The sequence below is a fragment of the Massilia sp. 9096 genome, assembly GCF_000745265.1.
Taxonomy (GTDB): domain Bacteria; phylum Pseudomonadota; class Gammaproteobacteria; order Burkholderiales; family Burkholderiaceae_D; genus Telluria.
The window spans coordinates 2,341,036-2,361,362 of sequence record NZ_JQNN01000001.1; the positions used below are offsets into that span (position 1 = coordinate 2,341,036).

Genomic DNA, 20,327 nt, shown 5'->3' on the forward strand with positions numbered 1-20,327 from the left:
TTACTCGTAGCCGTAGGCGCGCAGGCCGGCTTCGTTGTCGGCCCAGCCCGATTTGACCTTGACCCAGATCTCGAGATACACCGGGCCGCCGAACAGCTTTTCCATGTCCAGGCGCGATTGCGTCGAGATCTCTTTCAGGCGCGCGCCCTTGTTACCGATGATCATCGACTTGTGCGTGTCGCGCTCGACCAGGATGGCGGCGAAGATACGGCGCAGATTGCCTTCCTGGATGAACTGCTCGATCACCACGGTGCTGGTGTAGGGCAGCTCGTCGCCCAGCAGGCGGAACACTTTTTCGCGCACGATCTCGGCGGCCAGGAATTTCTCGCTGCGGTCGGTGATGTCGTCCGGGCCGAAGACCGGCGGATTTTCCGGCAGGTGCTTGCGGATTTCGCCCTCCAACGCGTCGACCTGGAAGCGGTGCTTGGCCGAGACCGGCACCACGGCCGTGAAGTCGCGCAGGCCCGCGACCTTGGCGGCGAACGGCATCAGCTCGGCCTTGTCCTTCATGCGGTCGGACTTGTTGATCACCAGGACCACCGGAACGTTCTTGGGCAGCATGTCGAGCACCTGCTGGTCGGCGGCGCCGAAGGTGCCGGCTTCGACCAGGAACAGGATCACGTCGGCCGCGGTCAAGGTGTTCGAGACGGTCTTGTTCAGCGTCTTGTTCAGCGCATTGGCGTGGCGGGTCTGGAAGCCCGGGGTGTCGACGTAGATGAACTGGGCGTCGTCGCGGGTCTGGATGCCCGTAATGCGGTGACGCGTGGTCTGGGCCTTGCGCGAGGTGATCGACACCTTGGCGCCGATCAGCACGTTCATCAGCGTCGACTTGCCGACGTTCGGCCGGCCGACGATGGCGATGTAGCCGCAACGGAAGCCGGCGGGGATGGCCTGCGCTTCGGTGCTCGCGTCGCCTGCGTCGTGGCCGGCCGTTTGCGGTGCTGCCTGGGATTCGTCGGCGCCTTCGGCCGGGGTGTTGGAGTGGCTCATGACTTGCTTTCTGCCTGGTTCTGTTCGGATTGCTGTGCGGATTGCTGCGATGCGCCTTGCGCCACGGCCTGGTCGGCGCTCTGGTCGGTGGCGATCCCGGCCAGCTTCAGCTGGGCCGAGCGCGGCTTCTGTTTGCGCGCGGCGGACGGACTCTTTTGCATGGCCTGCTCGGCCACGTCGAGTGCCAGGCGCGCCGCCGCCTGTTCGCCGGCGCGGCGGCTGCCGCCGCGGCCGTACACCTGGATGCCCAGCTTGGGCACCAGGCACTCGATCTCGAATTCCTGGCTGTGCGCGGCGCCATGGGTGGCCACGACGTTATAGGTCGGCAGCGAGATTTTTTTGCTCTGCAAGAATTCCTGCAGCAGCGTCTTGGCGTCCTTGCCCAGCGTGCGCGGATCGACCGAATCGAGCAACGGGATGTAGAAGGCGCGGATCGCCTCGCGCGCGTGCTCGAAGCCGCCGTCCAGGAAGATCGCGCCCAGCAGCGCTTCGAGCGTGTCGGCCAGGATCGAGGGACGGCGGAAACCGCCCGACTTCAGTTCGCCCTCGCCCAGGCGCAGGAATTGCGACAGCTCGAGCCGGGTGGCGATCTCGTACAGCGATTGCTGCTTGACCAAATTGGCGCGCAGGCGCGATAAATCGCCTTCGGTGAGCGCGCTGAAACGCTCGAACAGGATCGACGCGACCACGCAGTTCAGGATCGAGTCGCCCAGGAATTCGAGGCGCTCGTTATGCAGACTGCTGTGGCTACGGTGGGTCAGCGCCTGCTGTAGCAGGCCGGGGTCCCGGAAAGTGTAACCGAGGCGAGTTTGCAATAACTGAAGATTCATTGTCGTTTCAATCTGGTTGGTCGGCGCCCGCCGGGGTCCCTCCCGCGCTGCCGGTATCCGACCGTTCGACAAAACCCCCATGGCTGCGTTGCATCGTCTCGCCGTACTGGCGTACTGTCTTCGCCGATGCGCCTTGCCCTGAGGGTTTTGTCAAACGCTCTTACTTTGGTGCTGTGTCGGCCTTCTCGACGACACCGCTCGGGTCCGTGGTCCCGGCGAAATCGATCAGCAGGCTGACGTTGCCGGCCAGCGGGATCCGCTTCTCGTATTCGAAGGCGACCTGGGCCTGGCCGCCATCGCGCGTGATCATCAGGTCGGTGCCCTTGATGGCGTCGACGTTGTTGATTTCGGCGTTCTTGTCGAACGATTGCTGGATCTCGCGCACGGTGCCACCCTCGGCCTTGGCCTTGGCGATCGCGTTCTTGACCGCGTGGTACTCGATATAAGCCGGCACCACCTTGATCACGACCAGGGCAATCGCGCCGAGCACGATCAGCACCACGATCAGGCCGGACAGCGAGACACCGCCCTCCGCGTTGATCCGGTATTGCTTGTTACGTAAAAACTTCTTTCCTGAGACCATCGACGCCTCCAGTCATCCTCAATGGATACCGCCGATGCGCTTCGGATTGCCGAGGTTCATCCAAACAAACACAGCCTTGCCGACGATGTTCTCGTCCGGCACGAAGCCCCAGTAGCGGCTGTCTGCGCTGTTGTCGCGGTTATCGCCCATCATGAAATAATTACCCTCCGGCACGATACAGGTAAATTTATCGTAGGAATAGGTGCAGTTTTCGTGATGAGGGAAATCCTCCACGGCATTCAGGTTGATCGTGCGCTGCGACTCCATGTTGAGGATGCGGTGCGGCGCATTCGGCAGCTTTTCCAGGAACTGCTTGTTGTAGACCAGGCTCTCGTCGCTCAGGTAGTCGTCCATCGCTTCGTACTGGACCGGGACGCCGTTCACCGTCAAACGCTTGTTGTCGTAGGTGATTCTATCACCGGGCACGCCGATGACGCGCTTGATGTAGTCCTGGCTCGGATCCTTCGGATACTTGAACACCATCACGTCGCCGCGTTGCGGGTTGCCGACCTGGATGATCTTCTTGTTCACCACCGGCAGGCGGATGCCGTAGTCGAACTTGTTCACCAGGATCAGGTCGCCCACCAGCAGGGTCGGCACCATCGACGAGGACGGGATCTTGAACGGCTCGAACAGGAAGGAACGCAGCACGAACACCAGCGCGATCACCGGGAAGAAGCTGCCCGAGTATTCGACCCAGGTCGGCTGGCGCACCAGCGTGGCTTCCAGCATCGCGCGCTTGGCGGCGATGTCGCCGTCGGGGCGGATGCCGTCGCCGACCAGGCGCTTCTGGTTGGCGTCGAATTCGGCCAGGGCCGCGTTGGCGCGTGCGCGGCGCTGGCCGGCCAGCACGAACACGTCGAGGCACCAGATCACGCCCGTGATCACCATGGCCACGAACAGGATGAGAGCGAAATTACCCAGGATCAGTTGCAGATTCATCGCGTGCGGTTCTTTCCTTACTTGTCTTCGACTTGGAGGATGGCCAGGAAGGCTTCCTGCGGAATCTCCACCGAGCCCACCTGCTTCATGCGCTTCTTACCGGCTTTCTGCTTTTCCAGCAGCTTTTTCTTGCGGCTGATATCGCCGCCGTAGCACTTGGCCAGCACGTTCTTGCGCATCGCCTTGACGTTTTCGCGCGAGATGATGGTGGCGCCGATCGCGGCCTGGATCGCCACGTCGAACATCTGGCGCGGGATCAGTTCGCGCATCTTGGCCGCCACCTGGCGTCCGCGGTACGGCGCGTTGGCGCGGTGCACGATGATCGCCAGCGCGTCGACCTTCTCGCTGTTGATCAGCATGTCGACCTTGACCACGTCGGCGGCGCGGTTTTCCTTGAACTCGTAATCCATCGACGCATAGCCGCGCGAGGTCGACTTCAGGCGGTCGAAGAAGTCCAGCACGATCTCGGCCATCGGGATCTCGTACACCAGCTTGACCTGGCGCCCGTGGTAGCTCATGTCCATCTGCACGCCGCGCTTGCTGGTGCACAGCGTGATCACGGCGCCGACGTAATCCTGCGGCATGTACAGGTTGACGGTGACGATCGGCTCGCGGATCTCCTCGATCTTCGACACTTCCGGCATCTTGGAAGGATTGTCGACCCGGACCATGGAGCCGTCGCGCAGCAGCACTTCGTAGACCACGGTCGGCGCGGTGGTGATCAGGTCCTGGTCGAATTCGCGCTCCAGGCGCTCCTGCACCACGTCCATGTGCAGCAGGCCGAGGAAGCCGCAGCGGAAGCCGAAGCCCAGCGCCTGCGAGACTTCCGGCTCGAACTGCAGCGCGGCGTCGTTGAGCTTGAGCTTTTCGAGCGAGTCGCGCAGCGCGTCGTACTGGTTCGATTCGACCGGGAACAGGCCGGCGAACACCTGCGGCTGGACTTCCTTGAAGCCCGGCAGCGGTTCCGGCGCCGGCTTGGCGGCCAGGGTCACGGTGTCACCCACCTTGGCGGCGGTCAGTTCCTTGATGCCGGCGATGATGAAGCCCACCTGGCCGGCGGTGATCTGCGGCAGCTGCACCGAGCGCGGCGTGAACACGCCGACCTGCTCGACCAGCTGCTGCGAGCCGGTGGCCATCATCAGGATCTTGTCTTTCGGGCGCAGCGTGCCGTTTTTCACACGCACCAGCATCACGACGCCGACGTAGCTGTCGTACCACGAGTCGATGATCAGCGCCTGCAGCGGGGCGTCCGGATCGCCCTCGGGCGGCGGGACCTTGGCGATCAGGGTTTCGAGCACGTCTTCCACGCCCAGGCCGGTCTTGGCCGAGCAGGTGGTGGCATCCGACGCGTCCAGGCCGATCACGTCCTCGATCTCCTGCTTGGCGTTGTCCGGATCGGCGTGCGGCAGGTCGATCTTGTTCAGGATCGGCACCACTTCCACGCCCAGGTCGAGCGCGGTGTAGCAGTTCGCCACGGTCTGGGCTTCCACGCCTTGGCTCGCATCGACCACCAGCAGCGCGCCTTCGCAGGCCGACAGCGAGCGCGAGACTTCGTAGGAAAAGTCGACGTGGCCTGGGGTGTCGATCAGGTTCAGGTTGTAGGTCTGGCCATCGCGCGCCTTGTAGCTCAGCGCCGCGGTCTGGGCCTTGATGGTGATGCCGCGCTCGCGCTCCAGGTCCATCGAGTCGAGCACCTGCTCGTCCATTTCACGTTCGGTCAAGCCGCCGCACAGCTGGATGATGCGGTCGGCCAGCGTCGATTTACCGTGATCGATGTGGGCGATGATGGAAAAGTTACGTATGTTTTTCATTAACAAACTCAAAACCAATAAGAGCGGCATGCAGCCATGCCGGTGCGGCTCACATGGAGCCGCACCGGCGGAATACGGGAACAGCGCGGCGAGCGGCCGGCGCCGATGGTGCCTTCGCGATCGCATCCATATGGACGATCGCCGCACCAAGCCGCTCATTTTACCGGATTTCGGGTCAGAAAGCCCGGGTTAAGGCGACATGCATTCATGCCGCGACATTGTTAGCCCGGCAATCTCACAAAAAGACGACTTAGCTGTCGTCAAGTATTCGCCGGCTCAGCCGTTAAACAGGTATCGCCGCCCGTCATCGACACACCCATGATCGTCACCACCGTCCCGCAGCAATGGACTGCACTCCAGCAACGCCCGCTCCTCGAGCGCATCCTGCCCATGCCGGCCGAGGTGTGCGACTTCGTGCGCCAGGTGAACCAGGCCAGCGGCCTGGACGCCGAGCCGGCCGCGTTTGAGGCGGACGCGGCCCTGCACGCCGACCTGCAGGAGGCGCTGCGCGGCATGCCGGACTTCCTGCTCGGCGCCGTCGAGCCGCTGCTGCTGGGCGTCTGCCTGGGATGCGACATCGGCTCCTCGGGCGTGACCGACATCGTGGTCGACCAGAGCGACGGCCGCATCCTCGGCTGCGTGGTGCTGCTCGACGCCGACGCGTTTGCCGGCCACACCGCCAATTCCTGGGCCAGCTGGAAGGAAAACCTGCCGTTCGAGATGGAAGGCGGGATCGCGCTCGACGTCGTCATCGCCGAACCGCAACAGGATACGCGCGCGGGCGCGCTGCAGTTCTTGCTGCTGCACGAGTTCGCCCACGTGCTCACCGCCGATGCGGGCTTCCTGCCGCCGTGGTGGGCACAGGCGCCGGATGCGCCCTTCCCTTTCCTCGACCTGAGCTGGGAGACGACACCGCTGGGCCGTTTCGCGCCGCGCCCGGGCCGCGATTTTACGCTGCGCGCCGAGGTCGACTTCTACGGCAACAACAAACTGCCCAACGAGGCCATCCTGACCGCCTACTCGGGCCTGGAAGCCTCGGACTTCCCCAGCCTGTACGGCGCCACCAACCCCTACGACGACTTCGCCGAATGCCTGGCGACCTGGGTGCACGGCGAAATCCTGGGCAAGCCGTTCCGGCTGCAAGTCGCCTTCGACGGCGTGCCGCAGGCGACGCTGGAGCGCTTCTGGGCCAGCCCGAGAAGCAGCGCCAAGCGCGCGTTCATGCGCGCCCTGTTCGAACAGCCGGCGCCGGCCTGCGAAGCGCTGGCCGCCTGAGCGTCGATCGGTTCAGGTCTTGCCGGCGGCGCGCGCCAGCATCGCCGCGAACGCCGTGAACACCTTGTCCATCGCCGGGCGCTTGTACGGATACTTGCCCGGGTCGTCCATCGCGTGCACGACCATCGCGTTGTCGACTTCGAAGATCAGCAGCTCGCCATCCTTCGTCTCGGCGCAATCGATGCCGAGATAAGGCAGCCCGATGCGCCGGTCGATGTCGGCCAGCGCGGCCGCGTGGCGCACGGCGAAACCCGCGTCGAAGTCCAGCATCCCGCGCGCTTCCTCGGCGCGTTTTTCAACGCTCTCGTCCATGCCGGCGTTCAGGTAATGCACCATCCAGTGCGAGGAAATCGCCAGGTGGCAGAGGTAAGGCACGCCATCGATCAGCACGATGCGGTACTTGCGGAACTGGCCGTCCGGGCCGGAATAGTCGACGAAGGCGGACAGGTAGAAACCCGCGGCCGGCTGCTGCGCCAGGTAGGCGGCCAGCGCGGCGGCATCGTCCACCTTCAGCAGATCGTGGCCGGCGTGCGAATCGATCGGTCGCACGATCAGCGGGAAGGCGGCGCCGTCGAGCAGCTCATGCAGCAACTGAGCCGCCTCCAGCGTGCCCGCCGCCAGTTGCTCGGCCACGTCGCGCTCGACGCGGCGGGTGCGCGGCATCACGGTGCCGACGGCGCCCGTCAACGCGGCCCAGGCGCCGTCGCGCGACAGGTGCGCGATCTGCTCCGGCCGATTGATCACCGGGCGCGGCCAGCCTTCCAGCATCTGCATCACGTCGCGCAGCAGCGGCGCGTTGGCGTCGGACTGCGCCAGCGCCACGAACAGCACGTCGTGGTCGGGCACCTGCTCGGGCAGCGGCAGGTCGAGCGTCAGGTATTGCACGCTGGCGTCGATATTGGCCGTCTCGAGCAGGAACTGGATCGGCGTGTTGGCCATGAAGTCGCCCGGGCCCATCAGCACCAGCAGGCGCAGCGTCGGCTCGCTGCCTTGGCTGCGCCCGGGCGCCGGCAATTCATACAGCGATTTCAAAGCCAGCGCCTGGTGCTGGACCTCCAGGCCGGCCTCGCGCTGGCCGATCAGCTGCAGCACGAAGCTGGCGTCGAGCCAGGCGTTGGCGTCGTCCGCATTGGCCTGGGTGCGCGCCAGCAGCAGCTCGCCGATCGGGCGCAGGTTCTCGTTGCGGAAGGCGCAGCGCATCAGCGTGGCCGCGCCGATCAGCGGGGCGTACGGGGTGGCGGCGGCGTCGATCAGGCTGGCGTCGATCATGCGGATTCCTGGTGGTTGGGTGATGAAAGGCGCCGGCCTAGGCGCAGCACGGCCTCGGCCAGCGCGTCGACGTCGTCCTCGCGGGTGCGGTGGTTGACGATGGCGGCGCGGATCGCGTAACGGCCGGCCAGTTCGGTGCTCGAGGGTGCAACGCGGCCTTCGTCGTACAGCGCCAGCACGATCTCGCGGTTGATGCGATCAAGGTCCAGCGCTTCGGCGTCCGCGCCGGCGTAGCGGAAGCACACCACGTTCAGCGCGACCGGCGCGAGCAGCTCGAGTTCGGGCTCGGCCTGCACGCGCGCGCACAGGCGGCGCGCGAGCGCGCAGGTGTGCGAGATCGCCGCCCCGATCGCATCGGCGCCATAGGCCTGGAAGGTCAGCCAGGTCTTCAGGGCGCGAAAGCCGCGCGACAGGTCGGGGCCGAGGTCGCACGGCCAGGCGTCGCCGGCGGCCAGGCCGCGTTCGGCGCGGCGCAGGTAGGCGGCCGGGGCGGCGAAGGCGTCCAGCATGTGGGCGCGGTCGCGCGCCATGAAGTAACCGGCGTCGTAGGGCACCTGGCCCCATTTGTGGAAGTCGAAGGCGAGCGAGTCGGCGCGTTCGATGCCGGCCAGCAGCGGCGCCACGTCGGGCGCCAGCATGCCCAGCGCGGCATAGGCGCCGTCGACGTGCAGCCACAGGTCTTGCTCCCGGGCGAAGTCGGCCAGTTGCGGTAGCGGGTCGATCGCGCCGGTGTTGACGGTGCCGGCGGTCGCGACCAGCAGGAAAGGTTTGAAACCGGCGCGGCGGTCAGCCTCGACCTGGGCGCGCAAGTCGTCCACGCGCATGCGCCCGTCGCCATCGACGTCGATGCGGCGCAGCGCGTCGCTGCCCAGGCCCGCCATCTCCATCGCCTTGGCGATGCAGCCGTGCGCTTCGCTGGACGTGTAGGCGCGCAATTTGCCATGCCCGGGGTCGCCCGCCAGGCCGCGCGCGCGCACTTCGCGCCCGAGCAGCGCGGTGCGCGCCACGACCACGCCCATGAAGTTGGCGATCGAGGTGCCGGTGACGAAGATGCCGCGCGCCGCTTGCGGGAAACCGAACAGGCCGGCCATCCAGTGCGAGACCTGGTGTTCGAGCTCGACCGGCGCCTGGTTGCGCCCGCCGACGTTGGCGTTGAGCGCGCCGGCGATCAGCTCGGCCAGCATGCCGACCGGCGTGCCGGCGCCCTGCACCCAGCCCATGAAACCGGGATGCGGATTGCCTGCGGTGTAGGGAATCACGGCGTCCTGCAAGGTCTCGTAGGCTGCCTCCAGGCTGCCGGGGGCGCGCGGCAGCGGCTGGCGCAGCGCTTCACGCGCTTCCGGCGGCATCGGCTGCCACACCGGACGCGTGCGCAGGCCGGCCAGGTGGTCGACCATGTCGTCCAGCATCCGGTGCCCGAGCGCACGCACGGCGTCCCAATCGTCCGGGTCGAGCGTGGTCGCGGGGCGGTCAGCCATGGTGGTTCGAGGTGTACATGACCGCGATTATCGCAGGCCCGGCGCCCGGGCGGTCGAGGGAATACCGGCGCGAACCGGCCGCAATTCGCGATGACGATCCAGCTTAGCCGACCTCGGCAGTGTCGAACGGCCGTGCGCTGCTGCACGCCTGGCCATGCGCCGGCCCGTCTCCCAGACGGGCCGGCAACCATGCGTACAGGCGCGCTTCGTCCAGCACGTAATGGCACAGCTCCTGGCCGCCGGCAAACAGCACCGGCACCAGTTCGTCGAAGCGCGCCACCAGCGCCGCATCGGCATCGACGTCGACCACGTCGAGCGTGTACGGCAGGCCGGCGCGCGCCATGCAGGTGCGCAGCGCGGCCAGCATGTCCTCGCACAGGTGGCACCAGCTGCGCGAGTAGAGCGTCAGATGCGCAACGAAATGCGGCGCGCTGTGCTGCATTACTGCTTCGGCTTGATGACGATGTACTGCGACACGCTCTCGCGCTGCACCAGCAGGGCCACCGGCTTTTTCGGGTCGAGCTTGGCGACCAGGCCGTTGAACTGGGCGGCGCCGGTGATCTCGACGTTGTTCATCTGCAGCACCAGGTCGCCCTGGCGGATGCCGGCCGAGGCCGCGCGTCCATCGGCGAACTCGACCATGACGCCGGCGTTTACCTTCAAGTCGCGCTTCTGCTCGGCCTTCAGGTCCGACACCTGCAAGCCGAGCGCATTGGTGGTCTGGTCCGGCGCCGGCTTCCTGGGCGTTTGCTTGCCCTTCGGCGTGGCGTCGTCGTCCTTCAGCTCGACGACGTTGATCGGCAGCTCGATCTGGTTGCCGCGGCGCCACACGGTCACCGAGGCGCGGCTGCCGACGCTGGTCGCGCCGACCAGGCGCGGCAGGTCGGTGCTCTTGTCGATGTCCTGGCCGTTGAATTTCAGGATGATGTCGCCGACGCGCACGCCGCCCTTGTCGGCCGGGCCGCCCGGCTCGACCATCGCGACTTCGGCGCCGTGGGCACGGCCCAGGCCCAGTGATTCGGCGACGTCGCGCGTGACTTCGCTGATCTGCACGCCGATCTTGCCGCGCGTGACCCTGCCGGTCTTCTTGATCTGGTCGGAGACGCGCAGCACCTCGTCGATCGGCACGGCGAACGAGATGCCGTTGTAGGCGCCGGACAGCGTGGCGATCTGGGAGTTGATGCCGATCACTTCGCCGCGCATGTTGATCAGCGGACCGCCCGAGTTGCCCGGGTTGACCGCGACGTCGCTCTGGATCAGCGGCAGGTATTCTCCGGTGTCGCGCGACTTGGCCGAGATGATGCCGGCGGTGACCGTGTTTTCCAGGTTGAACGGCGAACCGATCGCGATCACCCACTCGCCGACGCGGATCTTGTTGGAGTCGCCCATGCGCAGGCTGGGCAGGTTGCGTGCGTCCACCTTCAGCAGGGCGACGTCGCTGCGGCGGTCGGCGCCCAGCACCTTGGCCTTGAACTCGCGGCGGTCGGTGAGCGTGACGATGACCTCGTCGGCGCCCTCGACCACGTGGGCGTTGGTGAGCACGTAGCCGTCGTCGGAGATGATGAAACCCGAACCCACGCCACGCTGCACTTCCTCTTCCGGCTGCTGCTGGGGCGCGCCGCGGCGTCCGCGCGGGGCGCCGGGCACGCCCTGGCCGCCACCGCCCGGGGCCGCGCCGCCGAAGAAGCGGCGCAGGAATTCCTGCATTTCCTCGTCCTGACCACCCTCGCCCGCGCGCACGTGCTCGGTGGTGCGGATGTTGACGACGGCCGGGCCGACCTTGTCGACCAGGTCGGCGAAGTCGGGCAACCCGGTGACGGCCGGGGCGGCGATGGGGGCGGCAACGGGAGCGGCGATGGACGCCGCTGGGGAGAACAGGGTGCCGGCGCCCGCAAACAGCAGGGCCGACAGGAGCGTGCTTCCGGTTTTGCTTGTCATATGTTCATTGGATGAGGGCTTTGTAATTGTTCTAATGGTAAGGCAAAAGGCAAAGCTTGTCGCGTCCTCGGCCATTGGCGTGCGACCTCGCGCGGGTGGCGCCGCCCATCGGGCGCGCGAAACTCAGCGCGGCCCGGCGGCGAGCGGGGTCGAATCGGCGCCTTCGCTGGCCGTGGCCGGGCGCTTGCCGGGCATCGGCTCGTCGGCCAGGCGCGCGGCGAGGCGCTCGGCAAAGCCGGGCGAAAGCTCGGGCGTGGGTTCGGCGCGCAGGATGTCACCGATGTGGTGGTAATTGGCCCACGCAGCGTGGCCGTCCGGGCTCTCGAGCGCGGCCATGGCGAGCTCGCGGTCGATGTCGGGGAGTTCGCCGTCGCTCAGCGCGGAGATGAATTCGCGATTTTTCTTATTGGCATGCATGATGTCGTCACGTCGGGGGTGTGCGTTCTCTTCCAGTATTGATCATCGCTACCTTACCGACGTTTGTCAGCCGGAATATCGAGCAAAGGCCTCAATTTCTCGGCGATGACTTCGCGTGCCCGGAAGATGCGGCTTCGTACCGTACCGATTGGACACGCCATCACTTCGGAGATTTCCTCGTAGCTTAAACCTTCGATTTCGCGCAGGACGATCGCGGTCCGCAGCTCCAGCGGCAGCGCTTCCATCGCGGCATTGACCGTAAAGGCGATCTGCTTGCTGGCCAACATCGATTCTGGTGTATTAATGTCGCGCAAGCTGTCCGCGTCGTCAAATCCTTCGGCGCGCTCGGCGTCGGTTTCGGTCGAGGTCGGCGCGCGCCGGCCTTGCGTGACCAGGAAATTCTTGGCCGTATTGATCCCGATGCGGTACAGCCACGTGTAGAACGCGGAATCGCCGCGGAAATGGCGCAATGCCCGAAAGGCCTTGATAAAGGTCTCCTGCACCACGTCCTCCGCTTCGGCCGGATCGTGCACGAGGCGCGAGACCAGCCGCATCAGGCGCCGCTGATACTTCGCCACCAGCAGGTCGAACGCCCGGCGATCGCCAGCCTGGACGCGCTCAACCAGCAGTTGATCAGATTCGCGTTCGGTCGTCACTGGACATGGTCCCGTTGGCTGCGGCGGCGTGCACGGCAGGCGCCTGCTGCAATGAGTTCATCGATTCCTGCACCGGTCGCGGCGCGTGCGGCCTGCCGATCACGCCGAGCGCCACCGACAACGCGCGCCACGTGGCGGCATCGACGCTGTCGCGCCAGACTGCCAGCACCCGCGCCGGCGCCGTCGGGTGCATGCTCGTCGTACCAAGCCGCAGGAACATGACGAGCGGCGACAACGTGGAGCCAGGCAGGAGCATGAGCGGCGCCGACGGTGACGAATTGCTGTCGTCGGCGGGCCGGTCCGCGCGGCACCGGGTTCGACGCGGCGTGCGCACACCCTGTTGTACCGTCACGCGTAGCTCGCCGGTTCCAGAAATATCAATCTGGTGCGTCTTTGGCGGACGCGCCGCCGTCCATGCCAGGACCATGCCCGCCGCGCCCAGCACGGCCGCAATCCACGGCCCGGCGCCGAAGCGCAGCGGCAGCGGCGCCGCAACGATGGCGCCGGCGGCGGTCAGGTGCGCCAGACATCCGAGCAGCAGCAGGCGGCGCGCCGTGCGCGATGGACGAACGAAGGCGGAAACCGCAATCGACATGGCGGCAATCGGATGGATTGATTGGAAGAAAGATTAGACAAAAAAACGCCCGCTCCTTTGACAGGAACGGGCGCCTTTTGGTTCAGATTCTTTTTGCAGGCCGGACCCGGCCCGCGGAATCAGACTTTCGCGAACACCAGGGTGCCGTTGGTGCCGCCGAAACCGAACGAGTTTTTCACCGCGTAGTCGATCTTCATCTCGCGCGCCTGGTTGGCGCAGAAGTCCAGGTCGCATTCCGGATCCTGGTTGATGATGTTGATCGTCGGCGGCGAGACCTGGTTGTGGATCGCCAGCACGGTGAACACCGACTCGAGGCCGCCGGCGCCGCCCAGCAGGTGGCCGGTCATCGACTTGGTCGAGTTGACCACGATCTTGCGCGCATGGTCGCCGAAGGTGCGCTTGATGCCCTTCACTTCAGCGACGTCGCCGACCGGGGTCGACGTGCCGTGCGCGTTGACGTAGCTCACCTGGTCCGGGTTGATGCCGGCGTACTGCATGGCCGAGACCATGCAGCGCGATGCGCCACTGCCGTCCTCGAGAGGCGCGGTGATGTGGTTGGCGTCCGCGCTCATGCCGAAGCCGACCACTTCCGCATAGATCTTGGCGCCGCGCGCTTTCGCGTGCTCGTACTCTTCCAGCACCATCACGCCGGCGCCCTCGCCCAGCACGAAGCCGTCGCGGTCGCGGTCCCAGGGACGCGATGCCGTGGACGGGTCGTCGTTGCGGCTCGACAGCGCGCGCGCCGCGGCGAAACCGCCCAGGCCCAGCGGCGACATGGTCGACTCGGCGCCGCCGGCGATCATCACGTCGGCGTCGCCGTACTCGATCAGACGAGCGGCCGCGCCGATGCAATGCAGGCCGGTGGTGCAGGCGGTGACGATCGCCAGGTTCGGGCCGCGCAGGCCGAACTTGATCGACAGGTCGCCGGAAATCATGTTGATGATCGACGCCGGGACGAAGAACGGCGAGATGCGGCGCGGGCCGCGGCTGTCGTACTCGGCCTTGGTGTCTTCGATCATCGGCAGGCCGCCGATGCCCGAGCCTACCATCGTGCCGATGCGGTCAGCATTTTCCTCGGTGATGACGATCCCGGAATCCTTCAACGCCTGGATGCCGGCGGCCATGCCGAAATGGATAAAGGTATCCATGTGACGGCCTTCCTTGCCCGGCAGGTACTCCTCGACGTTGAAGTTCTTCACTTCGCCCGCGAAACGGGTCGAGAACTGCGATGCGTCAAACTTGGTGATGTTGGCGATGCCCGACTTGCCCGCCAAGGCTGCGTCCCACGCCTCGGCAACCGTATTGCCGATCGGAGAGATGCAACCCAGGCCGGTAACGACGACACGACGGTTGCGTGAACTCAAGCGCTTCTCCTGAAATCCTGAAACGGCTTAGGCCTTGACGTGTGCCTGGGCGTACTCGATCGCCTGGCGAACGGTGGTGATCTTCTCAGCCTGCTCGTCCGGGATTTCCATTTCGAATTCGTCTTCCAGTGCCATCACCAGTTCCACGGTGTCCAGCGAGTCGGCGCCGAGGTCGTCAACGAACGAGGAATCAATTTTGATGTCTGCTTCGGCAACGCCCAGTTGCTCAGCGACGATTTTTTTAACGCGTTGTTCGATATCCGACATGTTATGGCTCCATTAGGTATGTGTTTCGGAAAGTGCGCGCATTTTATCAGGGTTTGCGCGTTGAAAAACTATTTTCAGCGTGTGACGTCAACTTGGCTGAAAGTACTGCTAAAAACTGAGAATTTCCTCGGGTTTCGCGGGTTTTACTCCGCGTTTAGCCCGTTAATTCATGTACATGCCGCCGTTCACGTGCAGTTCCGTGCCGGTGATGTAGGCCGCTTGCGGACCGGCCAGGAACGCCACCGCGTAAGCGATGTCTTCCGGCTGGCCCAGGCGGCCCAGCGGAATCTGGGTCAGCAGCGCTTCGTGCTGGCCTTCGCCCAGACCCTTGGTCATGTCGGTATCGATGAAGCCCGGCGCGACGCAGTTGACGGTGATGTTGCGGCTGCCGATCTCGCGCGCCAGTGCGCGCGTCATGCCGGCCACGCCTGCCTTGGCCGCCGCGTAGTTCATCTGGCCCGGATTGCCGCTGGCGCCGACCACCGAGGTGATATTAATGATACGCCCATGCTTGGCCTTCATCATCCCGCGCAGCACGGCGCGCGACAGGCGGCCGACCGCGGTCAGGTTGGTGGCGATCACGTTGTCCCATTCCTCGTCCTTCATGCGCATCGCCAGCTGGTCCTGGGTGATACCGGCATTGTTGACCAGGATCGCGACGGCGCCGACGTTCTTGGCGATGTCGTCGATCACGGCGGTGCACTGCTGGGCGTCGGTGACGTTCAGGACCATGCCCTTGCCGCCGAATTCGGCCAGGTATTCGCCGATCGCCTGCGCGCCGCTTTCCGTGGTGGCCGTGCCGACCACCTTGGCGCCCTGGCGCGCCAGTTCGAGCGCGATGGCCTTGCCGATGCCGCGCGATGCGCCGGTGACGAGGGCGACTTGGTTCTGCAGGTTCATGTTTGACCTCTATATTTATTGTTGAATCGCCGCCAGCACGCGCTCGAGCGCGGCCTGATCGACCAGGGCGTCGCCCACCAGCACCGGATCGATGCGCTTGGCCATGCCGATCAGCGTCTTGCTGGGCGCGCATTCGATGACTTGCGTCACGCCAATCGCCGCCATCTTCTGCATGGTCTCGACCCAGCGCACCGGGCCGGCGGCCTGGCGCACCAGCGCATCCTTGATCTGCGCGGGGTCGTTCAGGATAGCCACGTCGACGTTGTTGATCAAGTCGATCTGCGGCGCCTTGAATTCGATGTTGGCCATGTACTCGCGCAGGCGGTCCGAGGCCGGTTTCAGCAGCGACGAGTGGAACGGCGCCGACACCGCCAGCTTCATGGCGCGCTTGGCGCCCTTGACCTTGGCGATCTCGCAGGCGCGCTCGACCGCGGCGGTGTGGCCGGCGATCACGATCTGGGTCGGCTCGTTGAAGTTGACGGCTTCGACCACATCGCCTTGCGCGGCCTCGGTACAAACCGCTTTGACATCGTCAGCCTGCAGGCCGAGGATCACGGCCATGCCGCCCTGCCCCACCGGCACCGCGTCCTGCATCGATTGCGCGCGGAAACGCACCAGCGGCACCGCATCCTTGAAGTCGATCACGCCGGCGGCGACCAGCGCCGAGTATTCGCCGAGGCTGTGACCGGCGACAACGCTGGGCGCCGGACCGCCGGCGGCGATCCAGGCGCGGTACACGGCCACGGCCGCGGTCAGCATCACCGGCTGGGTGTTGGTGGTCAGGTCCAGCTCTTCCTTCGGACCGTCGGCGATCAGCTTGCCGATGTCCATGCGCAGCGCATCGGACGCTTCGAGCACGGTTTGCTCGACGACCGGGTTGCCGGCAAAGCCGTTCAGCATCCCGACGGCCTGGGCGCCCTGGCCCGTAAACAAAAATGCGAATTTGCTCATCTGGTATTCCCTTCTATTCTTATATGCCCAGAGAAATTACATGCGCGCTAAAACAGCGCCCCACGTAAAACCGCCCCCCACGCCTTCCATCATGACGTTGTGGCCGGGCTGGATGCGGCCGTCGCGCACCGCCTGGTCGAGCGCCAGCGGGATCGAGGCGGCCGAGGTGTTGCCGTGTTCGTTGACCGTGACCACCATCTTCTCGCCCGGCAGGCCGAGCTTCTTGGCGGTGCCGTTCATGATGCGCAGGTTGGCCTGGTGCGGGATCAGCCAGTCGATCTCGGAGGCCGCCATGCCGGCATGCGCGAGCGCTTCGTTGGCGACCTTTTCCAGCACCGTCACGGCCAGCTTGAACACCGCCTGGCCATCCATGTACAGGTGCTTCGGACCGGCCACCGCGGCGGCGGTCGGATTGGCCGGGCCGCACAGGATGTGGCCGTGGCTGCCGTCGGCGTGCAGCTTGACCGCCAGCACGCCCGGCTCCTCGGACGCCGAGAGCACGACGGCGCCGGCGCCGTCGCCGAACAGCACGCAGGTGGTGCGGTCGTTGAAGTCGAGGATGCGCGAAAACACTTCGGTGCCGATCACCAGCACGTTCCTGGCGTTGCCGGCCTTGATGAAGGCGTCGGCGGTCGAGAGCGCGTAGACGAAGCCGCTGCAGACGGCGGCGACGTCGAAGGCCGCGCTGCCGTTGCGCAGCTCCAGCTTGTTCTGGACGATGCAGGCGGTGCTGGGGAAATTGCCGTAGAAATCGGGCGTCGAGGTCGCCACGATGATCATGTCGATCTGCTCGGCGGCCAGGCCGGCCGCTTCGAGCGCCTTGCGGGCGGCCTTGACGGCCAGGTCGGAGGCGTTTTCGTCGCTGGCGGCGAAGTGGCGCGCCGAGATGCCGCTGCGGCTGACGATCCAGTCGTCCGAGGTCTCGATGCCCTTGGCCGCCAGCTGGGCCGCGAGTTCGTCGTTGCTAACGCGCTGGGCCGGCAGATAGCTGCCGGTACCGATAATTTTGCTGTACAAAGTCATTGCTTAACCCTGCTGAATGGTTGAGCCCGGCGCTTCGACGGGAGGCGCACTCGGCATCATCTCGGCGATCAGCGTCGAGAGTTGCTCTTGCACATTATATTTCGCCGCATCGAAAGCGCGGCGAATGGCCCACTCGTAAGCGAAAGCGTTGGCGCCGCCATGGCTCTTGAACACCAGGCCCTTGAGGCCCAGCAAACCCGCGCCATTGTAGCTTTCCGGATTCAACTTTTTCAGCGATTTCATCGCCAGCAAGGCGCCGATCTTGGACAGCGTGGTCTCCATCAGCGTCGCCTTGAAGAAGCGCGACACGCCTTCGATGGCTTTCAGCGTCACGTTGCCGACGAATCCGTCGCACACGATGACGTCCACCGTGCCTTTGAAGATGTCGTTGCCTTCGACATTGCCGTGGAAATCGAGCTTGCCGCGTTCGTGGTCGGCGCGCAGCAGGGGCGCGGTCGCCTTGACCACTTCGTTGCCCTTGATTTCCTCGGTGCCGACGTTGAGCAGGCCGATACTGGGACGGCGATGCTCCATCGCCTCGAACAGCACCGCGCCCATGATCGCGAACTGGTGCAGGTGATGCGGCTCGCAGTCGACGTTGGCGCCGAGGTCGAGCATGTAGGTCGGTCCGCCCTTCTGGTTAGGCAGGATCGAGCAGATGGCCGGACGGTCGACGTCGGCCATGGTCTTGAGCACGTAGCGCGAGATCGCCATCAAGGCGCCGGTGTTGCCGGCGGAGACGCAGGCCTTGGCCTTGCCTTCCTTGACCAGTTCGATCGCCACGCGCATCGACGAATCCTTCTTGCGGCGCAGCGCGACTTCGACCGGGTCGTCCATGGCGACGACTTCGGAAGCGTTGCGCACGCTCAGGCGCGGGTTGTCGAGCGCGTGATGTTTCTTGAGTTCGGCGCGGACCTGGTCTTCCAGGCCGACAAGAATCAATTCGACTTCGGGTTCGCGCTTGAGGAATGCGAGGGCTGCCGGGATGGTCACGGACGGCCCGTGGTCACCACCCATGCAGTCGATGGAAATTGTAATTGTCATTTGTCGGGATGAACCGCAGGCTCACAGGCGGCCGACGGCAGCGTGTCCTTGCGCGGCGCGGTGCCGGGCGGGGTCAGCGGGATTGAAAATGACGGTGTGCAAGCTTGGGTTGCAGCCGGCGATACGAAATAAAAAGCGGCGCCACGCATTGACATACGTTGCACCGCTTTCATGGAACAAAACAGCAAGACGTCGATTACTCGTCGTTCTTGGTCTTGATCACTTTACGACCACGGTAGAAACCGTTCGGGCTGATGTGGTGGCGCAGGTGGGTCTCGCCAGTGGTCGGCTCGACGGCCAGGTTCGGTGCAACCAGGAAATCGTGCGAACGGTGCATGCCGCGCTTGGACGGGGACTTCTTATTCTGCTGAACTGCCATGATGACTCCTAAACATAAGTTCTAAAATTCTAACACATTCGACTTGCAAAACAATGCAGATCGAGTATCCCAGCGGCAATTTCACGGGCGTGAAGCTGCCGACATGTTTAACGCTGCCTTACAACGATGACTCCATACTCGAGCTGCACGCGTTTGACACGTTTTTGATGTGATGCGGATGCTGCCACAAGGCGTTCCACATCGCAAATCTTTAAGGTCCCGCTCAACCTGCTGCGCGTTGCAACCTGGGTTTGCGATGCTCACTGTACTTGCGTACAGCTGCGCTTCTCAACCCAACCTGCTGCCGCTCGCTACGGTTTTTCGAAACCTTCCTATTCTGATTTGAGGCTCTTCAGTGCCGCGAACGGCGATACCTTCTCGGACTTCAGCGAGTCCAGCAGCTTGGTATCGGGGCACACCTCGTGTTTCGGTGCCTGCGGCAGGGCCAGCAGGGCTTCATCTTCCAGCAACTGCATGATGTCGCAGGTCTGGCTGCCGACGATCACGTCGATGCTCTCGTCGTCGAGGACTTCCTCGATCTCGTCCGCATCCGCGTCGTTCTTGCCCAGCACCAGCATGGTCGACGAATCGACGTGGTAGCCGAACGGCTGCAGGCAGCGCTGGCACACCAGGTTCACGTCGCCCTGGACCGACAGGGTCATCGACGGGTAACCCTGCGGGGTATGGCCGCCGTCGATTGCCCAGACGATCCGGCCGGATGGATCGGCGCACTCGGCCGCCAGGCGAGACATATCGGCCACCGGCGTGTCGCCTTCACGATGGCCGTTGTTCCGACAAAATTCGAAGGCGTCGATGACAAAAGCGCTCATTTGGAAAACATCCCCGGAAAACCTGCGATAATAACAGGCTTCTCCCCGCCCAGTCAAAGAATCCGTGCAGTTTTTTCGGGTCTTGTCGCACTGGGGCGCATTTACCCGCGCCCACTCCGCAGGGAGCAGCTAAATCTCTGTTTTATTTGCAAATATTCGACCGGGCGCCATGATAGCAAGGACCAATCCCAACAGCACGCCGCGCCTGATCCTGGCGTCCAGCTCGGCCTACCGGCGCGAGCTCCTGCAGCGCCTGCAGCTGCCGTTCGAGGCGATCGCGCCGCACATCGACGAAACGCCGCTGCCGGGTGAAACCCCGGACGCGGCCGCGCTGCGCCTGGCGCGCGAAAAAGCCGCCGCGATCGTTGCGCGCCATCCGGACGCGCTGGTGATCGGCTCGGACCAGGTCGCCACGCTGGACGGCGCGCAGATCGGCAAGCCCGGCGACCACGCGCGCGCGCTGGCCCAGCTGCAGACGATGCGCGGGCGCCAGGTCGTGTTTCATACCGCGCTATGCCTGTGGGACGGCCGCGAAGGCACCCATCAACTGGAAAACGTCCAGGCCTTCGTTACCTTCCGCGATCTGCCGGACGCCGAACTGGACGCCTACCTGCGTATCGAACAGCCCTACGATTGCGCCGGCAGCGCCAAGAACGAGGGCCTGGGCATCGCGATCCTGGAACGCATCGACAGTTCCGATCCGACCGCCCTCACCGGCCTGCCGCTGATCGCCTTGACCACGATGCTGCGCCGCGCCGGCGTCTCTTTTTTCAATCAACAATAAC

Annotated in this window: 22 protein-coding genes; 2 read left to right on the forward strand and 20 right to left on the reverse strand. The window is 65.0% G+C overall.

What is annotated here, in order from left to right; all coding sequences use genetic code 11:
* The 5 genes from era to lepA all read right to left on the reverse strand — a co-directional run bounded on the left by era (position 1) and on the right by lepA (position 5,156).
* On the reverse strand, positions 1 to 990 hold the full coding sequence (gene era, locus FA90_RS09840; RefSeq protein ID WP_239700644.1) for a GTPase Era: 990 nt from the start codon (positions 988 to 990) through the stop codon (positions 1 to 3).
* Complete coding sequence (gene rnc / locus FA90_RS09845; protein ID WP_036168385.1) at positions 987 to 1,820, reverse strand: ribonuclease III; 834 nt, start codon at positions 1,818 to 1,820, stop codon at positions 987 to 989. The genes era and rnc overlap by 4 nt, the downstream gene beginning before the upstream one ends.
* A gap of 160 nt (positions 1,821 to 1,980) precedes the next feature.
* On the reverse strand, positions 1,981 to 2,403 hold the full coding sequence (locus tag FA90_RS09850; protein WP_051971673.1) for a DUF4845 domain-containing protein: 423 nt from the start codon (positions 2,401 to 2,403) through the stop codon (positions 1,981 to 1,983).
* 18 nt (positions 2,404 to 2,421) lie between these two features.
* Positions 2,422 to 3,345, reverse strand: coding sequence for a signal peptidase I (gene lepB / locus FA90_RS09855; RefSeq protein ID WP_197065279.1), 924 nt, complete (start codon positions 3,343 to 3,345; stop codon positions 2,422 to 2,424).
* A gap of 17 nt (positions 3,346 to 3,362) precedes the next feature.
* Positions 3,363 to 5,156, reverse strand: coding sequence for a translation elongation factor 4 (lepA, locus tag FA90_RS09860; RefSeq protein WP_036168387.1), 1,794 nt, complete (start codon positions 5,154 to 5,156; stop codon positions 3,363 to 3,365).
* A 318-nt stretch (positions 5,157 to 5,474) separates the two neighbouring features.
* On the opposite strand from lepA, the gene FA90_RS09865 reads away from it, so the two are divergent.
* The gene (locus FA90_RS09865) at positions 5,475 to 6,431 is read left to right on the forward strand and encodes a hypothetical protein (protein ID WP_036168389.1); all 957 of its coding nucleotides are present in this window, start codon (positions 5,475 to 5,477) and stop codon (positions 6,429 to 6,431) included.
* Between the two features lie 12 nt (positions 6,432 to 6,443).
* Here the strand turns inward: FA90_RS09865 and FA90_RS09870 are convergent, their stop codons facing one another.
* From FA90_RS09870 to FA90_RS09940, 15 genes are all read right to left on the reverse strand, one after another.
* On the reverse strand, positions 6,444 to 7,700 hold the full coding sequence (locus tag FA90_RS09870) for a RimK family alpha-L-glutamate ligase (protein ID WP_051971674.1): 1,257 nt from the start codon (positions 7,698 to 7,700) through the stop codon (positions 6,444 to 6,446).
* The gene (locus FA90_RS09875; RefSeq protein ID WP_036168391.1) at positions 7,697 to 9,178 is read right to left on the reverse strand and encodes an aminotransferase class V-fold PLP-dependent enzyme; all 1,482 of its coding nucleotides are present in this window, start codon (positions 9,176 to 9,178) and stop codon (positions 7,697 to 7,699) included. The genes FA90_RS09870 and FA90_RS09875 overlap by 4 nt, the downstream gene beginning before the upstream one ends.
* 103 nt (positions 9,179 to 9,281) lie before the next feature.
* Entirely contained in the window at positions 9,282 to 9,620 is a 339-nt protein-coding gene (locus tag FA90_RS09880; protein ID WP_051971675.1) for a glutaredoxin family protein, read from the reverse strand.
* A complete protein-coding gene (locus FA90_RS09885; RefSeq protein ID WP_036168393.1) occupies positions 9,620 to 11,116 on the reverse strand; it encodes a Do family serine endopeptidase in 1,497 nt (498 codons plus the stop codon). The genes FA90_RS09880 and FA90_RS09885 overlap by 1 nt, the downstream gene beginning before the upstream one ends.
* A 123-nt stretch (positions 11,117 to 11,239) precedes the next feature.
* A complete protein-coding gene (locus FA90_RS09890; protein ID WP_036168395.1) occupies positions 11,240 to 11,533 on the reverse strand; it encodes a sigma-E factor negative regulatory protein in 294 nt (97 codons plus the stop codon).
* Between the two features lie 53 nt (positions 11,534 to 11,586).
* The gene (rpoE, locus tag FA90_RS09895) at positions 11,587 to 12,189 is read right to left on the reverse strand and encodes an RNA polymerase sigma factor RpoE (RefSeq protein WP_036168397.1); all 603 of its coding nucleotides are present in this window, start codon (positions 12,187 to 12,189) and stop codon (positions 11,587 to 11,589) included.
* A complete protein-coding gene (locus FA90_RS09900) occupies positions 12,167 to 12,784 on the reverse strand; it encodes a protein YgfX (RefSeq protein WP_036168398.1) in 618 nt (205 codons plus the stop codon). Before FA90_RS09900 ends, rpoE begins: the two co-directional genes overlap by 23 nt.
* Before the next feature lie 119 nt (positions 12,785 to 12,903).
* A complete protein-coding gene (gene fabF / locus FA90_RS09905; protein WP_036168400.1) occupies positions 12,904 to 14,148 on the reverse strand; it encodes a beta-ketoacyl-ACP synthase II in 1,245 nt (414 codons plus the stop codon).
* Between the two features lie 27 nt (positions 14,149 to 14,175).
* Positions 14,176 to 14,415 carry an acyl carrier protein gene (gene acpP / locus FA90_RS09910; protein ID WP_036168404.1) on the reverse strand — a complete coding sequence of 80 codons (240 nt, stop codon included), beginning with the start codon at positions 14,413 to 14,415 and terminating at the stop codon, positions 14,176 to 14,178.
* Positions 14,416 to 14,577: 162 nt separating this feature from the next.
* A complete protein-coding gene (gene fabG / locus FA90_RS09915; protein WP_036168407.1) occupies positions 14,578 to 15,315 on the reverse strand; it encodes a 3-oxoacyl-ACP reductase FabG in 738 nt (245 codons plus the stop codon).
* Positions 15,316 to 15,330: 15 nt separating this feature from the next.
* A complete protein-coding gene (fabD, locus tag FA90_RS09920) occupies positions 15,331 to 16,266 on the reverse strand; it encodes an ACP S-malonyltransferase (RefSeq protein ID WP_036168409.1) in 936 nt (311 codons plus the stop codon).
* A 36-nt stretch (positions 16,267 to 16,302) separates the two neighbouring features.
* Entirely contained in the window at positions 16,303 to 17,289 is a 987-nt protein-coding gene (locus FA90_RS09925) for a beta-ketoacyl-ACP synthase III (protein ID WP_036168410.1), read from the reverse strand.
* Positions 17,290 to 17,292: 3 nt separating this feature from the next.
* A complete protein-coding gene (gene plsX / locus FA90_RS09930) occupies positions 17,293 to 18,333 on the reverse strand; it encodes a phosphate acyltransferase PlsX (protein WP_036168413.1) in 1,041 nt (346 codons plus the stop codon).
* Positions 18,334 to 18,529: 196 nt separating this feature from the next.
* Positions 18,530 to 18,712, reverse strand: coding sequence for a 50S ribosomal protein L32 (gene rpmF / locus FA90_RS09935; protein WP_036168414.1), 183 nt, complete (start codon positions 18,710 to 18,712; stop codon positions 18,530 to 18,532).
* A 332-nt stretch (positions 18,713 to 19,044) separates the two neighbouring features.
* Positions 19,045 to 19,542 (reverse strand): DUF177 domain-containing protein, encoded by a 498-nt coding sequence (locus FA90_RS09940; protein ID WP_036168417.1) that lies wholly within the window; start codon positions 19,540 to 19,542, stop codon positions 19,045 to 19,047.
* A 169-nt stretch (positions 19,543 to 19,711) separates the two neighbouring features.
* Between FA90_RS09940 and FA90_RS09945 the strand changes: the two genes are divergently transcribed.
* Complete coding sequence (locus FA90_RS09945; RefSeq protein WP_081933771.1) at positions 19,712 to 20,326, forward strand: Maf-like protein; 615 nt, start codon at positions 19,712 to 19,714, stop codon at positions 20,324 to 20,326.
* Position 20,327 lies beyond the last annotated feature (1 nt).